Annotated in this window: 18 protein-coding genes; 10 read left to right on the plus strand and 8 right to left on the minus strand. The window is 59.1% G+C overall.

Features of this window, described 5'->3' with window-relative positions:
- Positions 1–107: 107 nt before the first annotated feature.
- Positions 108–2,456, plus strand: a complete 2,349-nt coding sequence (locus tag NLK58_RS14395) for a GGDEF domain-containing protein (protein ID WP_117619114.1) — start codon at positions 108–110, stop codon at positions 2,454–2,456.
- On the opposite strand, the gene NLK58_RS14400 is transcribed toward NLK58_RS14395, so the two are convergent.
- Both NLK58_RS14400 and NLK58_RS14405 read right to left on the minus strand, forming a co-directional pair.
- Positions 2,439–3,218, minus strand: coding sequence for a sulfite exporter TauE/SafE family protein (locus NLK58_RS14400; protein WP_117619115.1), 780 nt, complete (start codon positions 3,216–3,218; stop codon positions 2,439–2,441). The two genes, NLK58_RS14395 and NLK58_RS14400, sit on opposite strands and share 18 nt — an antisense overlap.
- Positions 3,209–4,336 (minus strand): hypothetical protein, encoded by a 1,128-nt coding sequence (locus tag NLK58_RS14405; RefSeq protein WP_341581105.1) that lies wholly within the window; start codon positions 4,334–4,336, stop codon positions 3,209–3,211. Before NLK58_RS14405 ends, NLK58_RS14400 begins: the two co-directional genes overlap by 10 nt.
- A gap of 52 nt (positions 4,337–4,388) precedes the next feature.
- Between NLK58_RS14405 and NLK58_RS14410 the strand changes: the two genes are divergently transcribed.
- A complete protein-coding gene (locus NLK58_RS14410) occupies positions 4,389–5,876 on the plus strand; it encodes an amidase (RefSeq protein WP_227539306.1) in 1,488 nt (495 codons plus the stop codon).
- 129 nt (positions 5,877–6,005) lie between these two features.
- Positions 6,006–6,623, plus strand: coding sequence for a hypothetical protein (locus NLK58_RS14415; RefSeq protein ID WP_117619118.1), 618 nt, complete (start codon positions 6,006–6,008; stop codon positions 6,621–6,623).
- Positions 6,624–6,660: 37 nt separating this feature from the next.
- On the opposite strand, the gene NLK58_RS14420 is transcribed toward NLK58_RS14415, so the two are convergent.
- A complete protein-coding gene (locus NLK58_RS14420; protein WP_117619119.1) occupies positions 6,661–8,079 on the minus strand; it encodes an HDOD domain-containing protein in 1,419 nt (472 codons plus the stop codon).
- Positions 8,080–8,282: 203 nt separating this feature from the next.
- On the opposite strand from NLK58_RS14420, the gene NLK58_RS14425 reads away from it, so the two are divergent.
- From NLK58_RS14425 to NLK58_RS14435, 3 genes are all read left to right on the plus strand, one after another.
- Positions 8,283–9,290 (plus strand): methionine ABC transporter ATP-binding protein, encoded by a 1,008-nt coding sequence (locus NLK58_RS14425; RefSeq protein WP_117619120.1) that lies wholly within the window; start codon positions 8,283–8,285, stop codon positions 9,288–9,290.
- The gene (locus NLK58_RS14430; protein WP_341581109.1) at positions 9,290–9,955 is read left to right on the plus strand and encodes a methionine ABC transporter permease; all 666 of its coding nucleotides are present in this window, start codon (positions 9,290–9,292) and stop codon (positions 9,953–9,955) included. The genes NLK58_RS14425 and NLK58_RS14430 overlap by 1 nt, the downstream gene beginning before the upstream one ends.
- A gap of 180 nt (positions 9,956–10,135) precedes the next feature.
- Complete coding sequence (locus NLK58_RS14435; RefSeq protein WP_117619122.1) at positions 10,136–10,918, plus strand: MetQ/NlpA family ABC transporter substrate-binding protein; 783 nt, start codon at positions 10,136–10,138, stop codon at positions 10,916–10,918.
- Between the two features lie 92 nt (positions 10,919–11,010).
- Here NLK58_RS14435 and NLK58_RS14440 read toward each other — a convergent pair whose 3' ends face one another.
- Positions 11,011–11,664 (minus strand): peroxiredoxin, encoded by a 654-nt coding sequence (locus NLK58_RS14440; RefSeq protein ID WP_117619123.1) that lies wholly within the window; start codon positions 11,662–11,664, stop codon positions 11,011–11,013.
- Between the two features lie 123 nt (positions 11,665–11,787).
- A complete protein-coding gene (locus NLK58_RS14445) occupies positions 11,788–13,149 on the minus strand; it encodes a sodium:alanine symporter family protein (RefSeq protein ID WP_117619124.1) in 1,362 nt (453 codons plus the stop codon).
- A 182-nt stretch (positions 13,150–13,331) separates the two neighbouring features.
- Here NLK58_RS14445 and NLK58_RS14450 point away from each other — a divergent pair, with 182 nt between their 5' ends.
- Both NLK58_RS14450 and fghA read left to right on the plus strand, forming a co-directional pair.
- A complete protein-coding gene (locus tag NLK58_RS14450; protein ID WP_117619125.1) occupies positions 13,332–13,763 on the plus strand; it encodes a CBS domain-containing protein in 432 nt (143 codons plus the stop codon).
- A gap of 30 nt (positions 13,764–13,793) precedes the next feature.
- Positions 13,794–14,636: an S-formylglutathione hydrolase gene (gene fghA / locus NLK58_RS14455; protein WP_341581115.1), complete on the plus strand. Its 843-nt coding sequence runs from the start codon at positions 13,794–13,796 to the stop codon at positions 14,634–14,636.
- Here fghA and NLK58_RS14460 read toward each other — a convergent pair.
- On the minus strand, positions 14,631–15,755 hold the full coding sequence (locus NLK58_RS14460) for an HD-GYP domain-containing protein (protein ID WP_117619127.1): 1,125 nt from the start codon (positions 15,753–15,755) through the stop codon (positions 14,631–14,633). The two genes, fghA and NLK58_RS14460, sit on opposite strands and share 6 nt — an antisense overlap.
- Positions 15,756–16,032: 277 nt before the next feature.
- Between NLK58_RS14460 and NLK58_RS14465 the strand changes: the two genes are divergently transcribed.
- Positions 16,033–17,043, plus strand: coding sequence for a GGDEF domain-containing protein (locus tag NLK58_RS14465; protein ID WP_341581118.1), 1,011 nt, complete (start codon positions 16,033–16,035; stop codon positions 17,041–17,043).
- Here NLK58_RS14465 and NLK58_RS14470 read toward each other — a convergent pair.
- Positions 17,007–18,428 (minus strand): MATE family efflux transporter, encoded by a 1,422-nt coding sequence (locus tag NLK58_RS14470; protein ID WP_341581120.1) that lies wholly within the window; start codon positions 18,426–18,428, stop codon positions 17,007–17,009. The two genes, NLK58_RS14465 and NLK58_RS14470, sit on opposite strands and share 37 nt — an antisense overlap.
- Positions 18,429–18,669: 241 nt before the next feature.
- Here NLK58_RS14470 and NLK58_RS14475 point away from each other — a divergent pair, with 241 nt between their 5' ends.
- Positions 18,670–20,067: a sodium-dependent transporter gene (locus tag NLK58_RS14475; RefSeq protein WP_341581122.1), complete on the plus strand. Its 1,398-nt coding sequence runs from the start codon at positions 18,670–18,672 to the stop codon at positions 20,065–20,067.
- 237 nt (positions 20,068–20,304) lie between these two features.
- Here NLK58_RS14475 and NLK58_RS14480 read toward each other — a convergent pair whose 3' ends face one another.
- Positions 20,305–20,670: a helix-turn-helix transcriptional regulator gene (locus NLK58_RS14480; protein WP_341581124.1), complete on the minus strand. Its 366-nt coding sequence runs from the start codon at positions 20,668–20,670 to the stop codon at positions 20,305–20,307.
- Positions 20,671–20,814: the final 144 nt, after the last annotated feature.

Raw genomic sequence — 20,814 nt, forward strand, 5'->3', positions numbered from 1 at the left:
GATGCCTCTGTTAGAATTCGGTCAGAAATAAGAAGCAAAGGTATGCGATTGGAATCGGAGGTAAAGATCATCACTGTTGGTCGGGCTTACCCGAAAATGTGGCTGTTGTGTTGATCAAGCGTTGGTTGGGCAGTCTGGTTAACCGGGCGGTTGCCCTGGTGGTTGTGGTAATTGTTCTCTCGGCACTGTTGGTCACCGTTGCTGGCGCCCTTCTCAGCCGGGCAGAGCTGGAGCAACAGGCCCGTAGCCAGGTTGAGACCATTGCCGAACTGGTGGCGGGGGAACTGAATGACAAGCTGGTGCTGAGGCTTGAAACCCTGAGCCATGTCGCCCGGAGCCTTACCATGTCCATACACGCTCTGGATGCCCGCGCCCGCTTGCTGGTTCGGCGCCAGACGGCACTGCAGCATCTGTTTGATGGCATTTACCTGATCAATGAGTCAGGCCAGGTACTGGCGGAGTACCCGGAATCCTTCCAGCAAACCGGGCTGAATGTCAGTGACCGAGAGTATTTCCGGCGGGTCGCCTCCACCCTGACACCGGTGATCAGTGAGCCATATATATCAAACTATCAGGATAAACCCGCCGTTATGGTGGCGACGCCGGTCTTTGATCATCGCCAGCGTTTTGTCGGAATGATTGGCGGTGCCATCCTGCTGGATGGCGATAACTTTATGAAAGAGTTCATTAACCTCCGGATCGGTGAAACCGGCTACCTTGGCGTTGCTACCCGAAGCGGGGTGACGGTTGCTCACGGTCGTTCTGGCCGGCCAATGGCACCGGTGCGGGTCGCCAATCCGGTTTTGCGGGATGCGATGGAAGGTTTTGAGGGTACGCTGCAAACCCGCAATGGTGAGGGGGAGGCCACGATTATGTCGGTACGGCAACTGACCCAGGTACCCTGGTTCGTGTCTGCAGTCTGGCCATCCCGTGAAGCCTACGCGCCGATAACCCGCACCGCAGATGCCTTTATCTGGGTGCTGTTGTTGGTGATTGTATTGATAGCACCCATCGCCCTGTGGCGGTTCCGCCGGCTGATGGCGCCGCTGGAGATGCTGGGCAATCAGATTCGTGAGCGTCATCTCGGGATGCGGTCTGACCCGGTCGATGTATCTGGGGGTACCGAGATCCGACAAGTGGCGGAGATTTTCAATACCGTCATGGATGAGCGGGATGAAGTGCTGGTCTCGCTCGCTGAGCGCGAAGCGTTCTTTCGTTCACTTACTCAGAGTGCGCCTATCGGCATTGTGCAGACCGACGTTCTGGGTCGCATCGAATTTGCCAATCCTGCCTTTGAAGCCATTATCGGCCGTCCCTCGGAGGACCTTACTCAAACCTGGCTTGCAGGTCGCGTGCACGAGGCAGACCGTGACGCTGCCATTGCCGGCTGGAAACATGCGATCCGTAACCAGAGTGTGTTCCGGGGGCGGTTTCGTCTCGCGCCCCGCGAGCCTGACCGGCTGATCTGGGGAGACGTGATGACCGCACCTATTCAAACGCCGGAGAAAGCACTGGGTACGGTTACCGTTGTCAGGGACATTTCTCATGAACTGGAGGTGGAAGAGGCTCTTCGGGATGAGCAACAGCGGGCCGAGACACTCCTCGGTGTGCTTCAGGAAGGGGTTCTGATGGTCGATACCGAGGGTGCCATTCGTTACGCCAACGACGCAGCCTGCCGTTTTCTGGGTGCGGAAGGCGAATGCCTGCTTCGCAATTTTTTCCAGTTGGTAACAATCAAGGACCACGACCGCGAATTGACACGGCAGGAGTTTCTCACTGGCGAGGATCTGGGCAGCCTGTATGTAACGCTGTTGAACACGGCCAGTGAAACCTTCGATATCGACCTGACCCTGCTCCACATCCGCCGGGGCCTCGAGGATGAACGTCTGGTCTTCGTGTTGCGTGACGACAGTGATCGCCGCCGGCAAGAGGAGCGGCTCTCCTGGGAGGCGACCCACGACAGTCTCACCCAGCTGCTTAATCGCCGGGCATTCAATGCCGCCCTGGTCAGGTGCATGGGCGAGGCCGGCCGCCAGGAGGTGCGCTCAGTGCTGATGCTGATAGACCTGGATCACTTCAAACCGGTAAACGATGAGGGTGGGCACCTGCTCGGGGATGAGCTGTTACGCCGGCTCGCGGACCTGTTCAAGGAATCCGTCCGCCAGTCTGATACGGTAGCGAGGCTGGGTGGAGATGAATTCGGCATTATTCTGCCGGCCTGTGGGCTTGCCAGAGCCGAGGCGCTTGCCGAGAAGATACGGGCGAATGTTGAAGACCTTCGCATAGAACACGACGGTCGGTCGTTTGGTGTCACTACTTGTATCGGTCTGACCGAGCTGGCGCCGGATGACAGCAGCCCCAGGGAGTCCATGGGCCGGGCCGATGAGGGTTGCTATCTTGCCAAGTCCCGCGGCCGTAACGCGGTTGTTGTGGTGCCGTCACCACCAGCCGGCTGAGGCGCTGGCCTGCCAGAGCAGGCGAACCGCCAGGGCGGTTAACACGAGGTTGAAGATCAGGCTGAACCAGCGGTTGCTCAGGGATTTCAGCACACGCAATCCGAGCCAGGTGCCGGCAAACCCGCAGGCGATCATGGCGAGAATGAACGGCAGCCATTCCAGGAACACAAACCCTGCAATTCCAAACACCAGTGCCTTGGGTGCATGCTGTAACGTCATGGCAGTGGCAAAGGTGGCAACGGTTTTGAATCGGTCGGCGTGAATCTGCTTGATGAAGGCGGCAACCAGTGGCCCGGTGGCGCCCACGAATAAGCTCACGAAGCTGGTCAGCGCCGAGGCCAGGAAAACCCCTGGTGCTCCGAAAGCGCCCTTGGGCAAAGCCGGGCCCCAGCAAAGGTAAAGCACAAACAGGGCGATTGTGAGCTGCCAGATATGGGCCGGAAGATTTACCAGCAACCAGGCGCCCAGAGCCGCGCCAACGAGAACTCCGGGGGCGAAGGCGGCGATGACCCGCCAGTCCACATGGCGCCAGGTCAGTGTGGCCCGGCCAAAATTGGAACCCAGCTGAATCATGCCGTGCACGGGAATAATCGCCGCTGGCGGCATCCAGGTAGCCATCAGTACCAGCAACAGTACGCCTCCCCCGGCGCCCAGGCTGGCGGTAATCATGGAAGTGATGGTGGAGCTGGCAAGCAGGAAAAGCGCCACGGGAAGGCTCAGGCTTTCGGGAATCAGGTAGTCGGGAATAAACGCTACTTCCATTCACAGAATTCCGTTGGTTTCAGGCGCGGCGTGCGGCACAGCGCTTCGGTAGCCAGCTGCACATCGGCAACATAGTAAAGTGAAGCCAGCCCCAGTCTATCGCGGCCCAGGTTGTGGAAGATCAGGCCGAAGGCAATGTCGCCTGCGGTAAAACGTTCATGGTTGTCGGCAAAGTACTCTGACGGCTGTGACAGAACAGGGTCTTCGAGCAGAGCCTGAACCCGCCCAACGCCGCCGTGATAAGCCTGAATCAGCAAGAGGCTGAACAAGCGGTTCCGTTTGCTGTCGGGCAGATCGCCGAAACGTTGCTGGAATACCGGCTCAAGGTTGCGAGCGTTCTGGTTCATCAGGCGCAGGGCGCAGTCAATCTGGGCCAGCCGGTGCCAGGTGTTTCTCGGCGCGATTTCGCAGTCACCCAGGGCGGCGGGCGACAATTGCAGTATGCCTCGGGCATCAGCCCGGGAATGGGCCCGGGCCTGTGCCCCGCTTTCGATCAGAATCTGGCCGGCCAGATACCGGGGCAGGGTTTTGGGCAGAGAGAGGCGGTTCTGGCTGTTCCGGTATTGTGAAACATAAAGCAGGGCATCATGAAGCGCGCCCGGCGCCCCACTGGTGGCGAAGGAAAGATCATCCCAGGCGCCCCAGATACGGTCGCCGGGCAGCGTTCCGAGGTAGCGGGCAACCGCCTCATTGATGTTCACGTGTGGCTGGTCACAGGACAGGGCAAAGGGATAGCCGGTTTGTCCGGCATCGCCCGGCACCCAGGTTTCCACACGGCCCTTGTCGTACAGGGATTGCCGGGCTTCGTTGAGACGGCGCTGGGTCGCTTCGCGGTCATCCCCGTCACTGATCCAGGCCAGAAACTGGCCACGCATGTCGAATATGATGTGGCGGTCGGGGCTTGAACAGTAGCCGGATTCCTTCAGCACCCAGCGCCGGATGGTCAGAATGTTTTCGAATACCCCCTGGCTGACCCAATAGGGCGATGTCCGGACAATTCGGGTCCAGTCACTGTCGCCGGCCGAGATCTCCTCACCCTCCTGAGCCAGGGCGGCTGTTGTTGCGGTCAGGATGAAAAACCAGGCCAGTTGGCGTAAGCTCTTGAGAAATCTGATCATAAGTGTTTTGTCCGTGACCTTCCCCAAAATACAATAACAAATGGAACCTGCCATGAAGCAATCCGAATACCTTCGTTACGACGCAACTGCACTGGCTGATCTGGTCCGCCGGGGCGAGGTAAGCTCCAGGGAAGTATGCGAGGCGGCTGTGGAACGGGCAACCCAGGTGAACGGTACGCTCAACGCCATTTGTTACCCTCAGTTCTCCGAGGCGCTTGGCCAGAACTTTCCCGGGCAGGCCGTTTTTGCCGGCGTGCCCCTGTTGCTCAAGGACCTGGCCCAGGAGCAGGCGGGGCACCCGTGTACCTATGGCAGCCGGGGATTGAAAAGGAACGTCGCGCCCCAGGACTCGGAATTTGTCCGCAGGGCCCGCAATGGCGGGCTGGTCTTTCTGGGACGAACCGCAACCCCCGAGTTTGGTTTAAAAGCGGTGACAGAGTCCGAGCTGTGGGGCCCGACCCGCAATCCCTGGAACACGGAACTGACGCCTGGCGGTTCAAGTGGCGGCTCAGGTGCCGCCGTCGCGGCCGGTATCGTGCCCATGGCCGGCGCCAACGATGGCGGCGGTTCCATCCGGATACCGGCTGCCTACAACGGCCTGTTCGGCCTGAAGCCGTCCCGTGGCCGCATTTCCGTGGGCCCCTTCATGGGGGAAGCCTGGACCGGCGCGTCCACCGATCATGTGGTCAGCCGGACGGTGAGAGACAGCGCGGCCATGCTGGATGTACTCAGTGGCCCTGCTCCGGGTGATCCTTTTGCGATTCCGTCGCCGGCCTCGGCCTATGCTGATCTGATGCAGAAGTCGCCGGGCAGCCTGCGAATCGGCGTGTTCACCTCCTCTCCCTACAACACCGAGGTGGCCCCCGAGTGCGTTGCGGCGGTTGAAGAAACGGCGCGGGTCCTGGAGAACCTGGGCCACAAGGTCGAGTACGCTGCGCCGGAATTCGACGGCATGGCCCTGGCGCGCTGTTATCTGGCCCTGTACTTCGGCGAAGTGTCGGCGCTGATGGCGAAGGCGAAAGAGCAATTCGGCGCCAGTGACCGTGATTTTGAGCTGGATACCCGCCTGATCGGCATGCTGGGCCAAACCATGCCGCTGTCGGAGTATGTCCGCCGTCGCCAGCAGTGGAATGAATTTGCCCGGGCCCTGGGGGCCTTTTTTGGCAGCTATGATCTCTATCTCAGTCCCACCACCGGGCAACTGCCGGCGGTGATCGGGGAGCTGGAGACACCGCCCCATCTGAAACTGGCGGCCCGGCTGATGCTCAAGCTCAATGCAGGCAAACTGGTGCACCGATCCGGCCAGGTAGACCAGATGGCCCTGGAAAGTCTGGCCCGTACGCCATTCACTCAGTTGGCGAACCTCACCGGAACACCGGCCATGTCTGTCCCCATGCACTGGACTTCCGGAGGTTTGCCGGTTGGTGTCCAGTTCGGTGCGCGCCACGGGGCCGAAGCGGTTTTGCTTCAGCTGGCGGCCCAGCTGGAAGAGGCGAACCCCTGGTTCAGCAACTACGAAAAGCTTGAGGACGCGTTTTGAGACAGCAGGGGTTGTGATCCGGCTGGTGAAACTCCACGTTTATCTTTGCAGGCGGAACAGGCTATGCTGTCAGACAGGAAGGCCCTTCTTCCTGACAGATCCTGATGGCATCGAGGAGGCGAGCGTATTATGAACCAACCGATGGCAATCGACGAACTGGTATCAGTAGCACAGGCCGAGGCCATGGGGGAGCTTGACGCCCCGATGATGGCCATTGTCCTGTCCAGCGAACAAAGCTATGACTTGCCCATCAATTCCCTTGAAACCGATGCCGACAAGGCCCGCTGGGGGTTAATCCTCCGCGCCGCCCGCGAGCATGTTGAAGCGGATGCCGTGGCCGTGCTCTATCCGGCCTGGACTACCATCCGCCATAAGAAACCGGACCTGGAAGCCGAAGCGGCCTCCGAGGATGTGCCGGACGAGTCCGATGACTTTGACGACTCAGACGGGCCCATCGATACCCTGTTTGTGCAGCTGCACACCCGGGATCATGTCTACTGGCGGGGTTTTGAACAGATTCGGGATCCCAAACACCAGCGCATTATCGGCTTTCGCCGGATCAAGGCGCTGTCCACCGACTACAAGCGTGATGAAGCGCCTTCGGTTGCCTCGTGGCTGAGTACGCTGTTTGAGCCGCTGCCTGAAGACGGTGCGGAGACCGATGTGGACCGCGAACTGGCGGATCTTCTGGAGGAGCCCGAAGTGAGTGCTGCACTCTACCCAAGGCAGTTGCGGGCTCTGCATTGACAGGCACACCCTTTACCCGGGGCAAAAGCCCCGGATATCAGCGGCTGGAGAGCAATGTAAGGCAAAGCTGGGCGTTCCGGATAAAATGCCCGAACGCTGACAGCTGCTCCTTCGAGGGCACATAGGCGCAGGCTGCGTTGTCCGCGTAGAACAAGCCTACCAGCCGACCGTTTGCCGTGATCGGGCCGGTCAGGGCGGGCACCTTGCCAAGCCACCGGTCGTAAGGCACGCCTTCCGATGCCGGTTCGGGTTCATAAATGGTGCAGTGGGCAGGAGGCAGAAGCGAGCCCAAAGGCCCCGTTCCATCTTTCTGAATGACCAGGTTCTCGCGCCATTCCTCAGTTCCGCGCCCGCCCAGTTTCCGCGGCACCAGTTCGTTACCGGTCCGGTCGCTCATCAAAAGGGCCACCCGCTGCATGCCGATTGACCTGTGGATGCCTTCGATCACAAGCTGGCACACCTCGTTGATGTCCGGCTTTTCCGTGAGGCATTGGCTTAACTCACGCAGGATTTCCAACTGCAGTTCGGCGTCCATGTCCGGTGCCCGTGCGGCATCACCTGAGTCTCGCTCCGCGCCCGGCATCATGGCCGTGACCTGGGGAATGCCCAGGGAGACCGCGACGCGAGTTGCTTCCGAGGCGTTTACCTTGAGCTGATCCCGGACCACGGCCGGGCTTTCGCCGATATTCCTGCCAAGCCGCTCCAGAACCTTGTTCATCTCCGGGCCGCTCCAGCCCTGTTCCGACAGCCTGGCCATCTCTACGGAGTTGCGCACCAGGCTGGACGCCACGGAATTGGCCTGGCCCGGGGAAACGACGTCCCGGATGAACGGCCCCAACGACCAGGCCTCTACCAGACCGCGGGTAATTTCGGTAAACGTTGTATGCAGTACGGACTTTTGCGCCTCCGCCGGGGGCTCATCCAGTCGAAGTCGTTCCTCCAGTTCGGTGGCCTGCTGAGTTTCGCAGGACCAGAATGCCAGCTCGCCAATGTTCATCAGCAGCGCCCCGATGAACACTTCCTCCAGCGCGGTTTCGTTCCTTTTGGGCATCAGGCTCCGGGCCTGCACGGCCGCATGGATTGCCCGGGCCAGGCAGCGCAGCAAGTGGGGGCGGTCATTGCGTTGCAGTAGCGTGTCCACGATCAGTGAGGAAATCGCCATGGATTTCACGGCGTCGAAACCGATCAGGGTAATGGCCCGGCTGACGGTGCTCACCTGGGTGCGGGTCTGGTTGTAGAATACGGTATTGGACAGCCGCAACACCTGGGAGGTCAACTGGGCATCATTGAGGATAACGTTGGCCAGTTCGTTGACGGTGCTGTTCCGGCTGTCCGTCAGTTCGCTGATGCGCCGGAGCGTATTTGCCAGTACCGGTAGCTCGACTTTGCTGAGATAGGTGACCCATGCCTGGGTGGAGTTCATCCTTGGGGGCGTTGATTGTTTTTCGTTGGTCACGTTAGTGAGTCTCTGGGCAGCGCGCCTCTGGGAAATGGAAGGTTATTCTGTGGCCCACAGTCTAGTTCAGGCGGGTGTCCGGTGTCAGGTAACCGTTTGTGTAGGGATATCTACCCACCCGGCGAATTCTGCCGGAATTCGGGTTTGCCCGCCGTATCGGCTATAATCGCCGGTTTTAACGCTGCACCCACAAGGCGCTGACCGTGATTGTATTTGACCAGGTACAGAAGTCGTATCAGGTAGGCGGCCGGGCGATCCCCGCGCTACACCCCACCGATATGACCATAGAAACCGGCGAGGTATTCGGCATCGTTGGCCACTCCGGCGCGGGCAAATCGACGCTGGTGCGTCTGATCAACCTGCTGGAACCACCCACCGGCGGCCGCATTCTGATCGACGATGAGAATATTACCGATTATGACGCCGCCGAACTGCGGGCCTTCCGCCGTAAAGTCGGAATGATTTTCCAGCATTTTAACCTGCTGTCTTCGAAAACCGTGGCCGACAACATTGCCTTCCCCATGAAGCTGGCGGGCATCTACCCGAAAACGGAAATCCGGGAGCGGGTCCGGGAATTGCTGGCCCGCGTCAGCCTCACTGACCATGCCAGCAAATACCCGTCACAGCTCTCCGGTGGCCAGAAACAGCGGGTAGGCATTGCCCGGGCTCTGGCTTGCCGGCCCACGATCCTGCTCTGCGACGAAGCTACCAGCGCCCTGGACCCGCAAACCACCCAGTCGGTCCTGAAGCTGCTGGCGGACATCAACCGGGAACTGGGCCTGACCATTGTACTGATCACCCACGAAATGGACGTGGTCCGCCGTGTCTGCGACCGGGTGGCGGTAATGGACGCCGGCCAGGTGGTGGAAATGGGACCGGTCAGCGAGGTATTCCTGCATCCCAGGCACCCGACCACCCGGGATTTTGTGTTCGAGAGTGAAAGTGTTGACCGGGACGAACTGCGGCAGGACCTGAGCAAGGCCGATGGCCGGATCCTGCGGCTGACGTTCAAGGGTGAATCAACCTACAAGCCATTACTGGGCAGCGTGGCCCGGGAATCCGGCGTGGATTTCAGCATTCTGTCCGGGCGTATTGACCACATCAAGGACACCCCTTATGGCCAGCTTACACTGTCCCTGGTGGGCGGTGACCTGCGCGTTGCCATGCAGGCGCTGGATGCCGCCGACGTTCATGTGGAGGTGCTGCGCTGATGGAAGCCCTGTTGAGCAATGTAGACTGGAGTGAGATCGGCTGGGCCAGCTGGGATACCCTGGTCATGGTCGGCCTGTCGCTGTTGTTCAGCGTGCTGATTGGCCTGCCCACCGGTGTGCTGTTGTTCCTGTTTGGCAAGCGCCAGTTGCTGGAGCAGCCCGTTGCCTACGCGGTGCTGTCGTTCGTGGTGAACGTGCTGCGCTCAGTGCCTTTTATCATCCTGTTGATCGTGATGATTCCCTTCACCGTAATGCTGATCGGAACGTCTCTCGGCGTTGCCGGTGCGATTCCGCCGCTGGTGGCCGGTGGTGCGCCGTTCTTTGCCCGGCTGGTGGAAACGTCCCTTCGGGAGGTGGACCGGGGCATCATCGAAGCCACCCAGGCCATGGGCGCCAACGTGCGCCAGATCATCTTCGGTGCCCTGCTGCCAGAGGCGCTTCCTGGCATTATCGCTGGCATTACGGTGACAGCCATCACGTTGGTATCTTACGCCGCCATGTCCGGTGTCATCGGTGGCGGCGGCCTCGGCGATCTGGCCATCCGCTTCGGTTATCAACGGTTCCAGACCGATGTTATGGTCATTACTGTGGCCCTATTGGTCATTTTCGTCCAGGTCCTGCAGATGGCCGGCGACCGTCTGGTTTTGTATTTCAGCCGCAAATAGGTACAGCCAGATATAGGCACGCGGTCGGAAACCCCTTCCGAAAACGTGGAGCGCCAGGGATGGCGCGACCGAGCCCTACATGGATGTATTTACGGGCGTTTTTCGGAAGGGGTTTCCGGCCGTGGGCCGTACTCCCGGACTGATTTCATTGTTCGTAATTTCTCAAAGGAGAACAGACGTATGAATCTGAAGAAAACATTCGCAGCACTGGCTGCGGCCGCTACTTTCTCTGGCGCAGTTGCTGCCGGGGAGCTGTCTGTAGCCGCAACTCCCGTACCCCACGCGGAGATCCTGGAATTTGTGAAGCCGCAGCTGGCTGAACAGGGTGTGGAACTGGACGTTAAGGTATTCACCGACTACATCCAGCCGAACATCCAGGTGGACCAGAAGCGGATGGATGCGAACTTCTTCCAGCACCAGCCGTATCTGGATGAGTTCAATGACGGCCGTGGTACCAGTCTGGTGACCGTGACCGGCGTTCACGTTGAGCCGTTCGGCGCCTACTCCAGCAAGATTGATTCGCTGGATGACCTCAAAGAGGGCGCTGTGGTCGCTATTCCGAACGACCCCACCAACGGTGGCCGTGCACTGCTGCTTCTGCAGAAGGCCGGTCTGATCAGGCTTGAGGATGCCAGCAAGATCACAGCGACACCTCGTGATATTGCCGAGAACCCGAAAGGTCTCGAGTTCAAAGAGCTTGAGGCCGCCACTCTGCCGCGCATCCTGAACCAGGTTGACCTCGCACTGATCAACACCAACTACGCACTGGAAGCGGGCCTGAACCCATCTGACGATGCGCTGGTGATTGAGGGTTCCGAATCACCCTACGTGAACATCCTGGTTGCCCGTCCGGACAACAGGGACAGTGACGCGATGCGGAAGCTTGCGGCCGCGCTGAACTCTGATGCCGTTCGCGAATTCATCATGGAGAAGTATGAAGGTGCCGTGGTTCCGGCATTCTGATAACCGAGAAGGTCGGAGAAGCCCGGAAGCCCGGGGTCAGATGAAAGCTTTCATCTGACCCCAATTTCATGACCCCAATTTCAGTTATCCAATCAATCACCGCTCCAGTTGGATTTCGGATCCGGTGTCATCCGCAGGTAGGACTTCACGGCCTTGTAGCCTTTCGGGAAGCGCTCTTTGATCTCTTCCTCATCCTGCAGGGACGGCACGATGACCACATCGCCGCCATGCTCCCAGTTACCCGGGGTGGCAACCTTGTGTTCATCGGTCAGCTGCAGCGAGTCGATAACCCGCAGCACTTCGTTAAAGTTACGGCCGGTGCTGGCGGGGTAGGTGATCATCAGCCGAACCTTCTTGTTCGGATCAATCACGAACAGGGAGCGTACAGTCAGGCTGCTGTCGGCGTTGGGATGAATCATGTCGTACAGCTCGGACACTTTGCGATCCTGGTCTGCGATGATCGGGAAGTTTACTGCGCAGCCCTGGGTTTCGTTGATGTCCTTGATCCACTCCTTGTGGGAGTCCACCGGATCCACGCTCAGGGCGATGGCTTTGACATTGCGTTTGGCAAACTCGTTCTTGAGCTTGGCGGTCAGGCCCAGCTCAGTGGTGCACACGGGCGTAAAGTCAGCCGGGTGCGAGAACAGAACGCCCCAGCTGTCGCCCAGCCAGTCATAAAACGAAATTTTCCCTTCACTGGACTCCTGCTCAAAATCCGGTGCGGTGTCTCCGAGACGTAAAGTCATGTTTACTCTCCTGTGATCATGGTTGTGACGATTTCGTTTGTCATTCCGGCTCAACAGTGACCGGGGTTACATTCCGAATGTATAAGACAGACCTTGGTGCCGGGTGAGGCAATTACAAGGGGCTCAGAGCCCCATTGCCTTCTCTTTTTCAAAGTGCTCCCGGGTCAGCTTGAATACCACAGGGCTGAGCAACAACAGGGCGATCAGGTTTGGCAGTGCCATCATGGCATTCAGCGTGTCTGCCAGCAGCCACACAAAACCCAGGTTCATGGTGGCCCCCACCGGTATGGCGAGAATCCAGGCGACCCGGTAGGGCACGATGGCTTTCACGCCGAACAGGAATTCGACACTGCGCTCACCATAGAACGACCAGCCGAGAATGGTGGTGAAGGCGAAGACCGCAAGCGTAATGGCCACAAGGTAGTTGCCAATACCGGGCAGCGCGCCCTCGAAAGCCATGGAAGTGAGGGCTGCGCCGGACTCCCCGGAAGTCCAGGTGCCGGAGGTGATGATCACCAGGCCGGTAATGGAGCAGATAATGATGGTGTCGATGAAGGTGCCGAGCATGGCCACCATGCCCTGATTGATGGGATTCCTGGTTTGCGCGGCAGCGTGGGCAATGGGCGCGGAACCCAGCCCCGCTTCGTTGGAGAAAATGCCCCGGGCAACACCGAACCGGATCGCTGCCCAGACGGCAGCACCGGCAAAGCCGCCTTCGGCGGCAATGGGGCTGAAGGCATGCCCGAGCACCTGGGCCAACGCCGCGGGAATGTCCGCGGCATTGATGGCCAGAACCACCAGCCCCGCGATCAGGTAGGAAACCGCCATCAATGGCACCAGGGTGCTGGCGACGTGGCCGATCCGGCGGATACCGCCGATCAGCACCATGCCGACGAGAACCATCAGGATCAGGCCGGTTACCCAGTGCGGCAGACCAAAACTCGTCTGCATCACATCGGCCACCGAGTTGGCCTGGACAGTATTACCGATACCGAATCCGGCAATGGCGGCAAAAATGGCAAACAGGATGCCGAGCCAGGCCCATTTGCTACCCAGCCCGTTGCGGATGTAGTACATGGGGCCGCCGACGTGGGCGCCGCGTTCGTCTACCTCCCGGAAACGGACCGCGAGGACCGCCTCGGAATATTTTGTGGCCATGCCAACCAGGGCCGTGAGCCACATCCAGAACAGGGCGCCCGGGCCACCGAGGAACACGGCCGTGGCAACACCGGCGATGTTACCGGTGCCGACAGTGGCGGACAGAGCCGTCATCAGGGCCTGGAAAGGAGGGATTTCGCCTTCGGATTCAGCACCCGCCGCGGTGCGGCCACTCCACATCAGTTTGAAACCGGCGCCAAGTTTGAGGACCGGCATCAATTTGAGGCCCAGGCTGAGGAACAGCCCGACACCCAGAATCAGGACCAGCATGGGGGGGCCCCAGACCAGTCCGTTTACATCTTTGACAAATTGTTCAATGGCTTCCATGGGTTCTCCCTGTGCGTGCCATGTATTGGATTCACTGTTTGACCCAAAGAGGGTATAACCGACTGAGTTTAGTCGGTTATATTCCCGTGTAAACTGATAGGCCGGTAAAAGTGGTGGATTCGGGTGTGATTGCCTATGCTCATAGCAGAGGCGAGCATCCACAAACAGGAGGGATTGTGTCCATGCGTTCACTCAAAGTTTCAGATGTTATGTGGAATCACATTGAGCCGATCCGGTGTGGTGTGCCGCTCACCAGGGTCGTGAAAATCCTGCTGCACAACCATGTGACCGGTTTGCCGGTGGTTGATGAGCACCGCCATGTGCTTGGGTTCGTGTCCGAGCACGATTGCATCCATGCCCTGCTGGTGAGCAGCTATCACTGCGAGGGGGACCCGATCGTCGACGATGTCATGTTCCGGAAGCCGCTGACCATTTCGCCGGAGATGGCGGTTGTGGATCTCGCCCAGAACCTCGGTGCCGGCAAGCCAAAGGTGTATCCTGTCGTGGATCACGGCAAACTGATCGGCATTGTGACGCGCAGTGCCATCCTGGCAGAACTGGCGCGTACCGGTTTCGGGCTTGAGCTGCCCAAATACGCCAGCGCGGAGGACTGATCCACATCCCTCTCAAAGATCGAGGACACTATGGAACTCTTATCCACGAACGTCAGTTTCGAAGGAGAGCATCGCCGTTACCGGCATACCTCCGCTACCCTCGAATGCAACATGGAATTTGCGGTGTATCTGCCGCCAGCGGCGATGGGCCTGAACCCGAAAAAAGTGCCGGTTCTGTACTGGCTCTCCGGGCTGACCTGCACCGACCAGAACTTTATGCAGAAAGCCGGCGCCCAGAAACGGGCCGCGAAACTGGGCATGGCGATCGTGTGCCCCGATACCAGTCCCCGCGGACTGAACCTGCCCGGCGAAGACGACAGTTACGACTTTGGCTCAGGCGCCGGGTTCTACATCAACGCCACCCAGCAACCCTGGGCACCCCATTACCGGATGTACGACTACGTAGTTAAGGAATTGCCGCAGTTGATCGAGAGCGAGTTGCCGGTAACGGACAACCGGGCGATCAGTGGCCATTCCATGGGAGGTCACGGCGCGTTGGTCTGTGCCCTGAAAAACCCGGGCCGCTATGCCTCGGTGTCGGCCTTCGCGCCCATCGCCAACCCGACCGAATGCCCCTGGGGGCGGAAAGCCTTCACCGGGTACCTCGGTGACAATACCCGCAACTGGGAAGAGTGGGATGCGACCCTGCTGATCCCGACGGCCCGGGAGCGCCTGCCGTTACTGGTGGATCAGGGCACCGCGGACGAGTTCCTCGATAGTCAGCTTAACCCGGACGCCCTGGCTGATGCCTGTGAGAAGTTTCACCACCACATCAATTTGCGCATGCATCGGGGTTACGACCACAGTTACTTTTTTATTGCCTCGTTTATTGATGATCATCTGGACCATCATGCCGACGCGCTGGGATTATGAATTCAGTCCCCAGACCAGGCCGAAGTCTATGGATGGCATGATTTCGGGCTCCTCAAGAGCCCGGACGTTGAATTCCGGAAGGCTGGTATCGCGTTCAAAGGTTCCGGCATAACGGTTGCCCCGGGGGCCGAAGATCGCCTTGACGAAAGGCCCTCTTGCCCTCACCGGCCGCCCGGTGACTACGCCCACCTCATTGTTTTCCAGGCGCACCAGAATGCCCGGCGGAAATTCGCCAAGAACCTGCAACAGAGCTTTTGGTATCGCCGGCCGGAATTTCCCATCGGCCAGATTGGCAATGAGTTTTCGGGCGTTTGCCACATCCATCCGGTCGCGGTAGGCGCGTTTGGTAATCATGGCGATATAGCGCTCGGCCAGGGCCAGAATTTCCGCCTCCGGTCGGATGTCGGTGCCGCTCAGGCCTCTCGGATAGCCACTGCCGTCGGCCTGTTCATGGTGCTGGGCAATGATGGTAAGCATCAGTTTGTTATTGATGCCCGCCGATCGGAGGGCCTGAATGCTGCGCTCCGCGTGCTTGCGGATGACACCTCGCTGCTCATTGCTGAGTACCTTGTTTGACGCGTTAAGTTTGTCTGCTATCGGAACGAGCGCAAGGTTTGCGGTGAGTGCCGCGGTTGTGAGAACACTGATGCGCTTTTCTTCCAGCCCGAACTGCCGGCCAATGAACTGGCAAAGGATGGCGTGAAACAGAATCTGTTCATGAATGACCGGACCGATGGAGTATAGATGGATCAGCGCCAGACTTGCGTCAGGTGACTCGGTACAGGTGCGTTCAATCATTCGTGCCAGACCAAGCAGACGCTTATGTGCCGAAGGGTCGGCTCCGGTAATGGCGTTCAGCGTGGCTTCCAGGGTATGCAGCAGGTCCGGGTAGTCCGCGAAGGGGTTGCGTTCCCGGTTATCCTCGAAGATTTCCTCCTGTGGACGTTCAATCTTACGGGGCTTGAATCGGCCCCGCTCGAACAGCTGCTCCAACTGGGAGTTGGTCTGAATCACATAGCCCTGGCGCAACAGCACATTGCCGTCGGCGTCGTAGACGTTCCACGGTAACGGCCGGCCAATGGTGAGGGCGCCGGGAGCGATCCGGACGAGATTGGTCAAAACAGGTGTCTCGGGTACAGGTTCATGATGTGTCAAGTGTAACCCTGAATAACAGTCTCCCTCCACTCGGGGAAGGTATCGGTTTTTGCTCTGTTCCCGGGTTTTACCTGATTTGACAAGTGTGCAGGGTTTGGGGCCATGGAAGCTGGGCGTTCATCCACAATTTGTGGAAATAGATAGAGAATATGTAAAGAATCGTAGCGGAACAACGACCGCTCACATGACTTGCGCTATTCTGGAGCCCTGAAAAACTCTTATTGTCGGACGATCACTCTGTATGCTCCAGCGCCTCAAGACCGATTTCCGGTTGTCGATCATTACCCTGCTCGGCGTAAGCGCATTTCTGGGGGTCACGCCGTTCGCCGTGATGCGTTTTCTGCAGGGCAATCTGCTGGCGGGGCTGGTCGACACGGCCATCCTCCTCGCTATCGGTTCAGCGCTGGTCTACGCCTGGGTAACGGGTGATACGCGCAGAAGCGGGCTGGTAGTGGCGAGCACTGCCTGCAGTGGTGCAGTGGTTGTGGGAATCGTGGTGGGAGAGCCCGGACTTTTCTGGCTGTACCCCGCTCTGGTCACTACCTTCTTTCTCGTCAATCCCAGGATGGCCGTTGCCCTTAACGTTGCCTCCGTGGTGGCCCTGATGGTGCATGGCGGCGCCTTCCGGTCGGATGTCCAGATGTGGTCTTTTGCCTCAACAGCGTTTGTGGTCAGCGCCTGTGCCTATGTGTTTGCGCACCGGAACCACGATCAGCGACAGCGCCTGGAGCATCTGGCGACGATTGATCCGCTGACCGGAATCAAGAACCGCCGCTCCATGGATCAGGAGCTGGACCTGGCGGTGGCAAACTCTGAACGCACCGGCCTGCCCTATGCCCTGGCGCTGCTGGATATCGATCATTTCAAGAAAATCAACGACGAGCACGGTCATGGGGTGGGCGATAATGTGCTTATTGATCTCGTCGCCTTGCTGCAGCAGAACACCCGCAAGTCGGACCAGCTGTTCCGCTATGGTGGTGAGGAGTTTGTGCTGTTGTTATCCGGGGTCGATGGCGTGAGTCTGAACGCGGTGATGAGCAATCTTCAGCAGGTCTTGCGCAAGTATATGAAACATCCGGGAGGTATGGTCACTGTCTCATTTGGCGTCGCGCTGCTCGAACAAGGTGAAAGCGTAGACAGCTGGCTGGCCCGGGCGGATGCCGCGCTTTATGAGGCCAAGGAAACCGGCCGTGACCGGATCGTATTTGCGGATAGTCACTCACCACCGGAACTGGTAACGGCCACGGCCTGACCACCGCCGGGCGCATAGAGAAAGAGTCTCCAGCCAAGCAGGATGCCGGCAGAGGCCAACCCGCCGGTCAGCCCGACCCAGAAGCCGGCCGCCCCCATCGCCGGTACCAGCCAGTCCGTGAAGGTCAGCAGGTAGCCCAGTGGGAGGCCCAGCCCCCAGAATGAAAACAGCATGATGAACATTGGAACCCGGGTATCCTTGTAACCCCGCAATGCGCTGATGCAGGTCACCTGAATGACGTCGGCAATCTGGAATATCGCCGCGAACATCAGCAGTCTGACGGTCACGTCCCGAACGTCGGTATCACCGGTATAGAGTGCCGAGATCTCGCGGGACAGAGCCAATAGCATCAGCGCGAAGACCAGCGCCGTTGCCGCAGCCAGAATCAGGGAACTGCGGGAGATCAGGCGCGCTGTCTCCGGCGCCCCGGCACCCACCAGAAAACTGACCCTGAGCGTCAGTGCCATACCGATACTAAGCGGCAGCATGAATAACAGCGACACAACGTTCAGGGCAATCTGATGCCCCGCCACGACCACCGGGCCGAGGGGGGCCAGAAACAGGGCGATCACCGAAAACATGCTGGCCTCGACAAAAATAGTGAAGCCGATGGGTACACCGATTGCCAGAATGTACCGAATGCCCGGCAAATCCGGCTTCACCCAGTCTGAAATCAGATGGAAATGCTGATAGACACGGCTTCGGTTCAGATACACCAGCAACGCAATGGCCGCGACGCCGTTGGAGATGGCGGTGGCCCAGCCGCAGCCGACGCCGCCCATGGCTGGCAGCCCGAGCTTGCCGTAAATAAAAATGTAATTCATGGGCAGGTTGATGAGTGTGCTGAGCACGGAGAACGCCATGATTACCCGGGTATGGCCCAGGCCATCGGTGAGTCCCCTCAGTGCTGTGATCAGCAGCAACGCCGGTACACCCCAGGCGAAGGCGTCCAGGTAGCCCTGGGTAATGCGTGCCGTGCTGGCTTCCAGGTTCAGAATCGCCAGCACCGGGTGCACGTTGGTGAGCAACAGGATCATGATGACGGACCCGGCCCCCGCCAGGTACAGGCCCTGCCAGGTGGCCGGCATGATCTTCCCGACGGCCCGGGCACCGTTGTAGCCGGAAATAATGGGTTGCAGTGCGCCAAGCATTCCCATGAAAAACAGGAACAGCGGCATCCACAGGCTGCTGCCGATGCCAACGGCCGCCAGATCTTTGGCACTGGCGTGCCCGGCCATCACCGTATCAATCACGCCATTGGCCATCTGGGCAACCTGGGCGATCAGGATTGGCCCACCGAGAATGGCCAGAGTCCGCCATTCCGTGAGTGTTCGGGCGAACAGCGTCTGACGTGCTTCCGGTAATGGCTGGTGTCGTTCATCCATAGGGCGTGGGGTCCCGTGTTCCTTCAGATTCCTGAATGCGCGCCGGCAGCGCCGCACAGACCAAGCATCCTACCCGATTTGGTCCCTATCAGGGCATCGGGGTTTATCCTGTTCATCGTCCTTGCCGCCAGCACTGGCATCGCAGCGCCAGTGCTGGCAAAATCTTGCAGCAATTGCCCCGGCAGCACCGTGGCTGTGTCTTTTTAAAGACCTTTCTCAGCCAAACGCACAGGAACACAACATGACTCAGTCCAACTCGGTTTCGGGTAACGGTACAGGGGCCGCTCGTGGTCTCTGGTCCTCCCGGTTGGCGTTTATTCTGGCGGCAACCGGTTCTGCCGTTGGTCTTGGTAACATCTGGAAATTCCCGTATATCACCGGTGAAAACGGTGGTGGCGCCTTTGTGCTGGTTTACCTGCTGTGTATCGCGGTTATCGGTATTCCCATCATGATGGCGGAAGTGTTTATCGGCCGGAATGGCCGGCACAATCCCATTACCAGCATGCGCCTGGTCGCCGAACGCAACCTCAGTTCCCCGGGCTGGCGGATCTCGGCGATCATCGGGATGATTGCCGCGTTTGTTATCCTCTCTTTCTATTCCGTGATTGGTGGCTGGTCTGCTTCCTATGTCGGCCACGCTGCCATGGGTGATTTTACCGGCGGCACTGCGGAGTCCATTGGTGACCTGTTCGGTAATCTGCTGGCCAGCCCCGGCCAGTTGCTGCTGTGGCACACCCTCTTCATGGCGCTGGTGATTCTGGTGGTTTCCCGGGGCCTCAAAGGTGGCCTGGAGCGGGCTGTGACCATCCTGATGCCGGCCCTGTTTATCCTGCTGCTGCTGGTGGTCGGCTATGCCGCAACAACCGGTCACTTTGGCGAGGCTGTCAGCTTCCTGTTCACACCGGATTTCGGAGCTCTCACGATCAATGGGGTTCTTATTGCCCTCGGCCATGCCTTCTTTACCCTCAGTCTGGGTATGGCCATCATGATGGCCTACGGGTCCTATCTTGGCCGCGATATCTCCATCGGTCGCACAGCGGTCAGTGTCGCCCTTATGGATACCGTGGTGGCACTGCTGGCTGGCCTGGCTATCTTTCCGGTGGTGTTTGCCAATGGTCTGGAAGCCGGCGCCGGGCCCGGACTGATCTTCCAGACCCTGCCGCTGGCGTTCGGCAACATGCCCATGGGTGGCCTGTTCGGTACCCTGTTCTTCATTCTGCTGCTGTTCGCGGCCTGGACTTCCGGCATTTCCCTGCTGGAGCCGGTGGTTGAGTGGGTGGAAGAAAAGACCAGCCTGGCCCGAACTGGCAGTGCCATCCTGGTAGGTGTGCTCTGCTGGGCCCTGGGTATTGCCTCGATTCTGTCCCTCAACGTCTGGGCCGATGTTGCTCCGCTGGCCATGTTCGAGCGCTTTGAGGGCAAGACCATCTTCGACCTGCTGGACTTCTTTACCGCCAATGTGTTGCTGCCGCTTTCCGGCCTGCTGACGGCGGTATTCGTCGGTTGGTTTGTGGCGAAGGAGTCACTTAAAACCGACCTGGCCCTGAAAGGCGGTGCCTTCACGCTGTGGTACAACCTGATCCGGTTTGTCACACCCATCGCGGTTGCTGTCGTATTCGTCTACAACCTGGTGGCGTGAAAACCATCCTGATCGGTTAGCTGACCGGCAGTACAGAAAAAGCCCGGCGTGTTTTATGGCCGGGCTTTTTCTCTGTTTTGTCTAAGGGGCCTTTTCCTCAGCGATGGCTCTCAGGGCATTGATGCGGGGACGAACAGCTTCGACATCGGCTGCAGGCGCATTACCTGCACTGTGAACTTGCCCCGCTTTGTCCCCGTTGCATGGGTTACCCGGTTGGTGCCACCATGAGGCCCTGTGTCAATCCGGCGATTTTTCCGTGTCGTTGTTTGGGGCGTCAGCGTCCGTTGCATCGGCGGGCAGGGAGTCCTGGCCCACACTCACTGAATCCATGGGGTGTGACGCCCGGCGCTGAAGAAGCTGCGCAAACTCCAGGAGAAGCTGACGGTCTTCCTCAAGGAGGGAAATGAAGGTTGCGTTTAATGCGACCTGCCCGGAATCCAGTTGTTTTTTCTCGGCAACCGAGAAAATGTCGGTGAGAGATAGGCTCAGGGCTTGCGCCAGGCGGTAGAGCAGCTCCAGGCTCGGTTTTGCCTGTTCCCTCTCAATGCGCGACAGATTGCCCACATGAGAGTTACAACGCGCTGCCAGGTCTGCCAGTGTCATTCCCCGCTGTTTTCTTAAACGCCTGATTGCCTGACCTAAACTCATCTTGTGCCTCGGTTTCCAAGACGATGATTTTACAGCTAAAATCCGGGACAGACAAAGTTGCAAAATGCATATAAACCGGGCCAAAAAAAGCCTTCAGAG

It is taken from the genome of Marinobacter metalliresistant, from assembly GCF_038098645.1.
GTDB classification, from domain to species: Bacteria; Pseudomonadota; Gammaproteobacteria; order Pseudomonadales; family Oleiphilaceae; genus Marinobacter; species Marinobacter metalliresistant.

Excerpts from the sequence above, each read along its gene's own strand:
- NLK58_RS14400 (WP_117619115.1), bottom strand. The coding sequence starts at position 3,218 with ATGGAAGTAGCGTTTATTCCCGACTACCTGATTCCCGAAAGCCTGAGC.
- NLK58_RS14405 (WP_341581105.1), bottom strand. The coding sequence starts at position 4,336 with ATGATCAGATTTCTCAAGAGCTTACGCCAACTGGCCTGGTTTTTCATC.
- NLK58_RS14410 (WP_227539306.1), top strand. The coding sequence starts at position 4,389 with ATGAAGCAATCCGAATACCTTCGTTACGACGCAACTGCACTGGCTGAT.
- NLK58_RS14415 (WP_117619118.1), top strand. The coding sequence starts at position 6,006 with ATGAACCAACCGATGGCAATCGACGAACTGGTATCAGTAGCACAGGCC.
- NLK58_RS14430 (WP_341581109.1), top strand. The coding sequence starts at position 9,290 with ATGGAAGCCCTGTTGAGCAATGTAGACTGGAGTGAGATCGGCTGGGCC.
- NLK58_RS14435 (WP_117619122.1), top strand. The coding sequence starts at position 10,136 with ATGAATCTGAAGAAAACATTCGCAGCACTGGCTGCGGCCGCTACTTTC.
- NLK58_RS14440 (WP_117619123.1), bottom strand. The coding sequence starts at position 11,664 with ATGACTTTACGTCTCGGAGACACCGCACCGGATTTTGAGCAGGAGTCC.
- NLK58_RS14445 (WP_117619124.1), bottom strand. The coding sequence starts at position 13,149 with ATGGAAGCCATTGAACAATTTGTCAAAGATGTAAACGGACTGGTCTGG.
- NLK58_RS14450 (WP_117619125.1), top strand. The coding sequence starts at position 13,332 with ATGCGTTCACTCAAAGTTTCAGATGTTATGTGGAATCACATTGAGCCG.
- fghA (WP_341581115.1), top strand. The coding sequence starts at position 13,794 with ATGGAACTCTTATCCACGAACGTCAGTTTCGAAGGAGAGCATCGCCGT.
- NLK58_RS14465 (WP_341581118.1), top strand. The coding sequence starts at position 16,033 with ATGCTCCAGCGCCTCAAGACCGATTTCCGGTTGTCGATCATTACCCTG.
- NLK58_RS14470 (WP_341581120.1), bottom strand. The coding sequence starts at position 18,428 with ATGGATGAACGACACCAGCCATTACCGGAAGCACGTCAGACGCTGTTC.
- NLK58_RS14475 (WP_341581122.1), top strand. The coding sequence starts at position 18,670 with ATGACTCAGTCCAACTCGGTTTCGGGTAACGGTACAGGGGCCGCTCGT.
- NLK58_RS14480 (WP_341581124.1), bottom strand. The coding sequence starts at position 20,670 with ATGACACTGGCAGACCTGGCAGCGCGTTGTAACTCTCATGTGGGCAAT.